Below are 6,759 nucleotides of genomic sequence, written 5' to 3'. Positions count from 1 at the left end.
TTCCTTCGTTCCCGAGGATCATGGCCACATCAGCCTGTCGCTGGCGCGTGCCGGCAAGTTCAACATCGTCACCGTCGACGACAATGGCCCCGGCATCCGCGCCGACAACATCGACCGCATCTTCGAACGCTTCTACACGGACCGGCCGGCCGGCGAGGCGTTCGGCCAGAATTCGGGCCTTGGCCTGTCGATATCCAGGCAGATCGTCGAGGCCCATGGCGGCACGCTCACCGCCGAGAACATCCCCGGCACCAAACCCGGCGAGATCAAGGGCGCGCGTTTTGTGGTGACGTTGCCGGCCGAAGGCTGAGAGCATGAATTCCAACCATGCCTGGTCCAGCCGTGCAGCCTGAAAACATTCACGCGACAATGGTTTTGATCGGCGAGCGCGGCATTCTCATCACCGGAGCCTCCGGCTCGGGCAAGACGGCGCTGGCGCTGGCGCTCATAGATCATTGTCGCCAGCGCGGATCGTTCGCGCGGCTCGTCGGTGACGATCAGCTCTTTGTCGAGGCGCATGCCGGGCGGCTTCTGTGCCGCGCTCCCGCCGCCATAGAAGGCCTCGTCGAGGTGCCTGGGCTCGGCCCCCGGCCTCTGCCATTCGAGCCGGCAGGCCTCGTCGACCTGCATGTCCACCTGGTGCCGGCCGATGAAGCGCCGCGCTTCCAGGAGGATGCCGCTAGCAGCATCGTGGGTTGTCTGGTGCCACAGGTCGATGTGGTCGAACGCAATATCCCGGCGGCCTTACCGGTCGTGATGGCGCGGCTGTCGATCGCGCCTTTTCTATGATCCGCTCCGGGTTTTTTGCTGCAATGCGTCAAAATGGCATGCGCCTGCGCAATTTTGGGCTTGTCAACGGGCCGCGCGTCGACAAGATAGCGCTCCCGCCGCCTGGATTGGCTGGCGAGCATAAAATGCGCCTGTGAAGCGGCGATGACGGGAGCCACCAAAGAATGATCGGACTCGTGCTTGTAACGCACGGTCAACTGGCCACCGAGTTCCGACATGCCGTCGAACATGTCGTCGGGCCACAAGACAATTTCGAAACCGTGGCGATCGGTGCCGACGACGATATGGAGCAGCGTCGGCGCGACATTGTCGACGCGGTTGCCCGTGTCGACACCGGGGCGGGCGTCATCGTGCTGACCGACATGTTCGGCGGCACGCCCTCCAATCTTGCCATCTCGGTGATGGAGTCCGGCCGCACCGAGGTGATCGCCGGCATGAATCTGCCGATGCTGATCAAGCTCTCCTCGATCCGCAAGGGCGACAACATGGCGGCCGCCCTTGATGAGGCCCAGGCCGCCGGTCGCAAATACATCAATGTTGCCAGCCAGCTCCTGAGCAGCAAATGACCGCGCTGTCCCCGGAAAAAGATCAGATAGTCCGGGATTTTCCCATCATCAACCAGCGCGGCCTTCATGCGCGCGCTTCGGCGAAGTTCGTCCAGCTGGCCAGCGGCTTCGATGCCTCGGTGCATGTCGAGAAGGATGGCGTCAAGGTTGGCGGCACCTCGATCATGGGCCTGATGATGCTGGCGGCAAGCCCCGGCTATTCGATCCGCGTCACCGCCAGCGGGCCGGAGGCCCAGCAGGTCATCGACGCCCTGGAGCAACTGGTGGCGTCCCGCTTCGGCGAGGAATGCTGATCTGGTAGAGCGCGATATGCGTCCGAGAGACATGCAGGGATAAAGATTTCTTTATATCCCATTGTCGTCCTTGCTCCGATCTGCTAGTCAGGCCGGCAATTCGCGCCCTTGGACGCGCCGACCGGCGCGGGCGTGTCCGCAACAAATTCGCAAGCACAACATTCGCATCGGAGTACTGCCATGACGGGTAGCAAGGACTATGTGGTCGCCGACATCTCGCTTGCCGGCTGGGGCCGCAAGGAACTCGAGATCGCCGAAACCGAAATGCCGGGCCTGATGGCCTGCCGTGAGGAATTCGGCCCCAAGCAGCCGCTCAAGGGTGCGCGCATCACCGGCTCGCTGCACATGACCATCCAGACGGCGGTGCTGATCGAGACGCTGAAGGCGCTTGGCGCCGATATCCGCTGGGCCTCCTGCAACATCTTCTCGACCCAGGACCATGCGGCCGCGGCCATCGCCGAGGCCGGCATCCCGGTGTTTGCCGTCAAGGGCGAGTCGCTGGAGGAGTATTGGGACTACACCGACAAGATCTTCCAGTGGGCCGATGGCGGCCTCTCCAACATGATCCTCGATGATGGCGGCGACGCCACCATGTACATCCTGATCGGCGCCCGCGCCGAGGCCGGCGAGGACGTGCTGTCCAACCCGCAGAGCGAGGAAGAGGAATATTTCTACGCCCAGGTCAAGAAGCGCCTGAAGGCTTCGCCCGGCTTCTTCACCAAGCAGAAGGCGGCGATCCGCGGCGTCACCGAAGAGACGACCACCGGCGTCAACCGCCTCTACCAGCTGCAGAAGAAGGGCCTGCTGCCCTTCCCCGCAATCAACGTCAACGACTCGGTCACCAAGTCGAAGTTCGACAACAAGTATGGCTGCAAGGAATCGCTGGTCGACGGCATCCGCCGCGGCACCGACACGATGATGGCCGGCAAGGTCGCTGTCGTGTGCGGTTATGGCGACGTCGGCAAGGGCTCGTCGGCCTCGCTCAAGGGCGCCGGTGCCCGCGTCAAGGTCACCGAGGTCGATCCGATCTGCGCCCTGCAGGCTGCGATGGACGGTTTTGAAGTCGTCACGCTGGAAGATGCAGCCCCCACCGCCGACATCGTCATCACCACCACCGGCAACAAGGATGTCGTCACCCTCGACCATATGCGCTCGATGAAGGACATGGTCATCGTCGGCAACATCGGCCACTTCGACAATGAGATCCAGGTCGCCGCGCTGCGCAATTTGAAATGGACCAACGTCAAGCCGCAGGTCGATATGATCACCTTCGCGGACGGCAAGCGGATGATCCTTTTGTCGGAAGGACGGCTGCTCAATCTCGGCAACGCCACCGGCCACCCGAGCTTCGTCATGTCGGCATCCTTCACCAACCAGGTGCTGGCGCAGATCGAGCTCTACACCAAGCCCGGCCAGTACGAGAACCAGGTCTATGTCCTGCCCAAGCATCTCGACGAAAAGGTCGCCCGCCTGCATCTCGACAAGCTCGGCGCCCGCCTGACCGAACTGTCGGGTGAACAGGCCGCCTATATCGGCGTCACGCCGCAGGGTCCGTTCAAGCCGGAACACTACCGCTATTAACCAAAGCTAAAATTACTACCAGATATTGAGGCCGGGCGATTGACTTTTCGCCCGGCCTTATTTTTGCGCGCCATCAGCCTTCACGCCGATTCGGCGAGGGGTTATTGTCAGGTGATTCGGCGATGCTTCCAGCCCGAGAGGGTCAAGAGAGGCACGCATCAGGGCGGTCTTGCATTCAGGCGGCGGAGAGGACCAAGACATGCCGGGGCAACACCCGCACAGAGCGGGACGGGCCGTTTCCGGCGGCCATGACGATTCGGGGATTGCTGGCTCCGCCCTGGAAGGGGGGAGCCTGTCCTGGCGCGCCCGCGCGTCGACATTCCTTGCCACCTCCGCGCTCGCGGGGCCCTTGGCCGGCGCCGCCGCGCATGCCGAGACCGCTGTTGCCAGCGTCGCCGGACTGTCGGTGAGTGCCATTGATGTCATGCAGCTTGCAGTGTTCGTCGGCGTGACGGGTGCCGCACTGATATCGGCCATCGTTCTCATCCGCGAAAGAGCCCGCACCTCGGCGGAGAATGTCGAACTCAGGAGCCGCCTCGCCGACATCAACGCGGCGCTCCGCCGTTCCGAGGCGCTGCTCAATCTGCGCGACCAGCGCGTCGTCGTCTGGGCTGCGGAAAACAAGAAGCCCGAGCTCATCGGCACATTGCCCGTCGAAAGCGGCGCTCCCGAGGATAGGGCCGCTTTTCTTGCTTTCGGCCGCTGGCTGATGCCGCGTTCGGCGGCGGCACTCGAACATGCCGTCGCGGGATTGCGCGAAAAGGCCAAACCCTTCGACCTGGTCATCGAATCGCAGGCCGGTGCGCCGCTCGAAGTGCATGGCCGCAAGAGTGCCGCGCATGTGCTCGTGCGTTTCCTCTCGCTCTCGGAGACGCAGCGCAGCCAGGCCAGACTGAAGATCGAGAACCAGCGGCTGGCCGCCGACCACGACACGATGATCGGCCTGCTCGACGCGCTGAACATGCCGGCGTGGCTCCGCGGCGAGGATGGCGGGCTGAAGTGGGTCAACCGCGCCTATGCCGATGCCGTCGAAGCCGAAAATGCCGAAGCCGCGGTTCGGGAGAAGAAAGAGTTCCTCGGCGGCCAGGCGCGCGATGCGATTGCCGCCCAGCACAGGACGCATCCGGTTTTCGAGCAGTCGCTGTCCTCCGTGATCGAAGGCGACCGCCGTGTGTTCGCGGTCACCGATTTCGCCGGCAGCGATGGCTCGGCCGGCCTTGCCTGCGACACCAGTGCCATCGAAGCCGTTCGCGGCGAATACGAACGGACGGTGCGAAGCCACGCCGACACGCTCGACCAGCTCAACACGGCGGTCGCCATTTTCGACACCGACGAGAAGCTGCGGTTCTTCAACCAGGCCTTCCAGAAGCTTTGGGGCCTGGAGGCAGGCTTCCTGCACAGCGCTCCAGACAATGCCTTGCTGCTCGACCGGCTGCGCAGCGAAGGCAAGATCGCCGAACAGCCTGAATGGCGCCGCTGGAAGGAAGGCCTGCTCGGTGCCTATCGCGCTGTGGAATCCCAGGAACATTGGTGGCATCTGCCGGATGGCAAGACCATCCGCGTCGTCGCCAATCCGCAGCCCAAGGGCGGCGTCACCTGGGTGTTCGAGAACCTGACCGAGAAGATGGACCTCGAGAGCCGCTACCAGACAGCGGTGCGGGTCCAGGGCGAGACGCTCGACAATCTTGCCGAAGGCGTAGCGGTGTTCGGACCCGACGGCAGGCTCCGGCTGTCGAATCCTGCCTTTGCCACGCTCTGGGGATTGAGCGGCGAAGCGGCCAAGCCCAGCGTCCATGTTTCCACCATCCGCGACCTTTGCGACCGGCAGGCGGCGGACAGCCCCTGGCCCGGCTTTGTTGCCGCCGTCACCGGCTTCGACGACGAGCGCCGCGACCGCCACGGACAGACCGAGCTCAACAACGGCAACGTGTTGAGTTACGCCATGATCCCGCTGCCCAACGGGCAGGTGATGATGACCTTCGTCGACGTCACCGACAGCGTCCATGTCGAGCGGGCGCTGAAGGACAAGAACGAGGCGCTGCAAAAATCCGACCAGCTCAAGAACGAATTCGTCCAGCATGTTTCCTATGAACTGCGCTCGCCGCTGACCAACATCATCGGCTTCACCGAACTCCTGTCACAGCCCACGACCGGTCCGCTGACGCAGAAGCAGCGGGAATATGTCGAGCATGTCAGCTCCTCCTCCGCGGTCCTGCTCACCATCGTCAACGACATACTCGACCTGGCGACGGTGGACGCCGGCATCATGCAGCTCGATATTTCCGAGGTGCAGGTCGATCGCACCATCGCCGCTGCGGCCGAACTGGTGGCCGACCGGCTGGAAGAGCATTCGATCAGGCTCGAGGTTGAAGCAGCCTCGGCGCCGAAGACGTTTCACGGCGATGAGGTCCGCGTCCGCCAGATCCTCTACAATCTGCTCAGCAACGCCGCCAATTACGCCCCGGAAGCCAGCACCATCCGGCTCACTTGCCGCCATCTGGCGGACGGGGTGGAATTCTCGGTCCATGACGACGGTCCCGGTATGCCGCCCGATGTGCTCGATTCGGTGTTCCGCCGTTTCGAGCCGCGCGCCAATGGCGGCCGCCGGCGCGGCGCCGGCCTCGGCCTGTCGATCGTCAAGAGCTTCGTCGAGCTGCATGGCGGCAGCGTTCGCATCGAAACCGGCAAGGACAAGGGCACGACCGTCATCTGCACCTTTCCAGACATGCCGGGCATCCGTGCCGCGGCCGAGTAGCGCGTTCGATGACCGGACTGGTGCTGGAGCGATTACTCGCCGACGAGACCCAGACAGCGCGGCTGGGCGAAGATCTGGCGCTGTCGCTGCGCCCAGGCGACGTGCTTGCCCTGAAGGGCGATCTGGGCGCCGGCAAGTCGACGCTGGCGCGGGCCTTGATCAGGACCTTGGCCGACGATGCCGGCCTCGACGTTCCGAGCCCGACCTTCACGCTGGTGCAGAGCTACGACACCCGCATTCCGGTGCATCATTTCGATCTCTACCGCCTGTCCTCGGCCGACGAGATCGATGAGCTTGGTTTCGACGAAGCCTTGGCGCAAGGTGCTGCTTTGGTCGAATGGCCGGAGCGGGCGGAAGCCCATCTGCCGAAAACCACGGTCCTGATCGAGCTCGTCCAGCATGGCAACGGCCGGCTGGCACGATTGTCGGGGCAGGGACCTGCCTTCGATCGGGCCGCAAGGTCGCTGGCCATGCGCGACTTTCTCGTGAGCGCCGGCTGGGCGCAAGCGCAGCGCCGCCATTTCATTGGCGATGCTTCTGCCCGCTCTTACGAGATCGTTTCGCTGCCGGGCCAAAAGCCGCAAGTGCTGATGAACTCGCCACGGCTGGTGCTCGGCCCGCCGGTCCGCGACGGCAAGCCCTATGCCGAGATCGCCCACACCGCCCAGTCGGTTTCCGCTTTCGTCGCCATCGACCGCGCCTTAAGGGCAGGCGGCGTCAGCGTTCCGGAAATCCATGCCGAGGACCAGGAGCAGGGATTCCTGCTACTCGAGCA

7 protein-coding genes are annotated in these 6,759 nt (G+C 63.9%); all 7 read left to right on the top strand.

Translation table 11 applies throughout. The annotated features are described in order from the left end of the window. The coding region (locus ENZ75_RS15955; RefSeq protein ID WP_245481159.1) for an ATP-binding protein at positions 1-310 on the top strand (310 nt) is incomplete at its 5' end. Between the two features lie 17 nt (positions 311-327). Further along, entirely contained in the window at positions 328-789 is a 462-nt protein-coding gene (locus ENZ75_RS15950; RefSeq protein WP_013528335.1) for a hypothetical protein, read from the top strand. Positions 790-953: 164 nt separating this feature from the next. Then, positions 954-1,355, top strand: coding sequence for a PTS sugar transporter subunit IIA (locus ENZ75_RS15940; RefSeq protein WP_010912939.1), 402 nt, complete (start codon positions 954-956; stop codon positions 1,353-1,355). Beyond that, entirely contained in the window at positions 1,352-1,648 is a 297-nt protein-coding gene (locus ENZ75_RS15935) for an HPr family phosphocarrier protein (RefSeq protein WP_013528333.1), read from the top strand. Before ENZ75_RS15940 ends, ENZ75_RS15935 begins: the two co-directional genes overlap by 4 nt. Positions 1,649-1,828: 180 nt before the next feature. Continuing rightward, positions 1,829-3,229, top strand: a complete 1,401-nt coding sequence (gene ahcY, locus ENZ75_RS15930; protein ID WP_013528332.1) for an adenosylhomocysteinase — start codon at positions 1,829-1,831, stop codon at positions 3,227-3,229. 199 nt (positions 3,230-3,428) lie between these two features. Then, on the top strand, positions 3,429-5,984 hold the full coding sequence (locus ENZ75_RS15925) for a PAS domain-containing sensor histidine kinase (protein ID WP_127224162.1): 2,556 nt from the start codon (positions 3,429-3,431) through the stop codon (positions 5,982-5,984). A gap of 8 nt (positions 5,985-5,992) precedes the next feature. After that, positions 5,993-6,759 (top strand): tRNA (adenosine(37)-N6)-threonylcarbamoyltransferase complex ATPase subunit type 1 TsaE (gene tsaE, locus ENZ75_RS15920; protein WP_127367299.1); only part of this gene is annotated, 767 nt, incomplete at its 3' end.

The organism is Mesorhizobium sp. M7A.F.Ca.CA.002.04.1.1, from assembly GCF_004022805.1.
Classification (GTDB): Bacteria; Pseudomonadota; Alphaproteobacteria; order Rhizobiales; family Rhizobiaceae; genus Mesorhizobium; species Mesorhizobium ciceri.
Note: the sequence above shows the minus strand (reverse complement) of the source record. Positions and strands in the feature narration are given on the sequence as shown.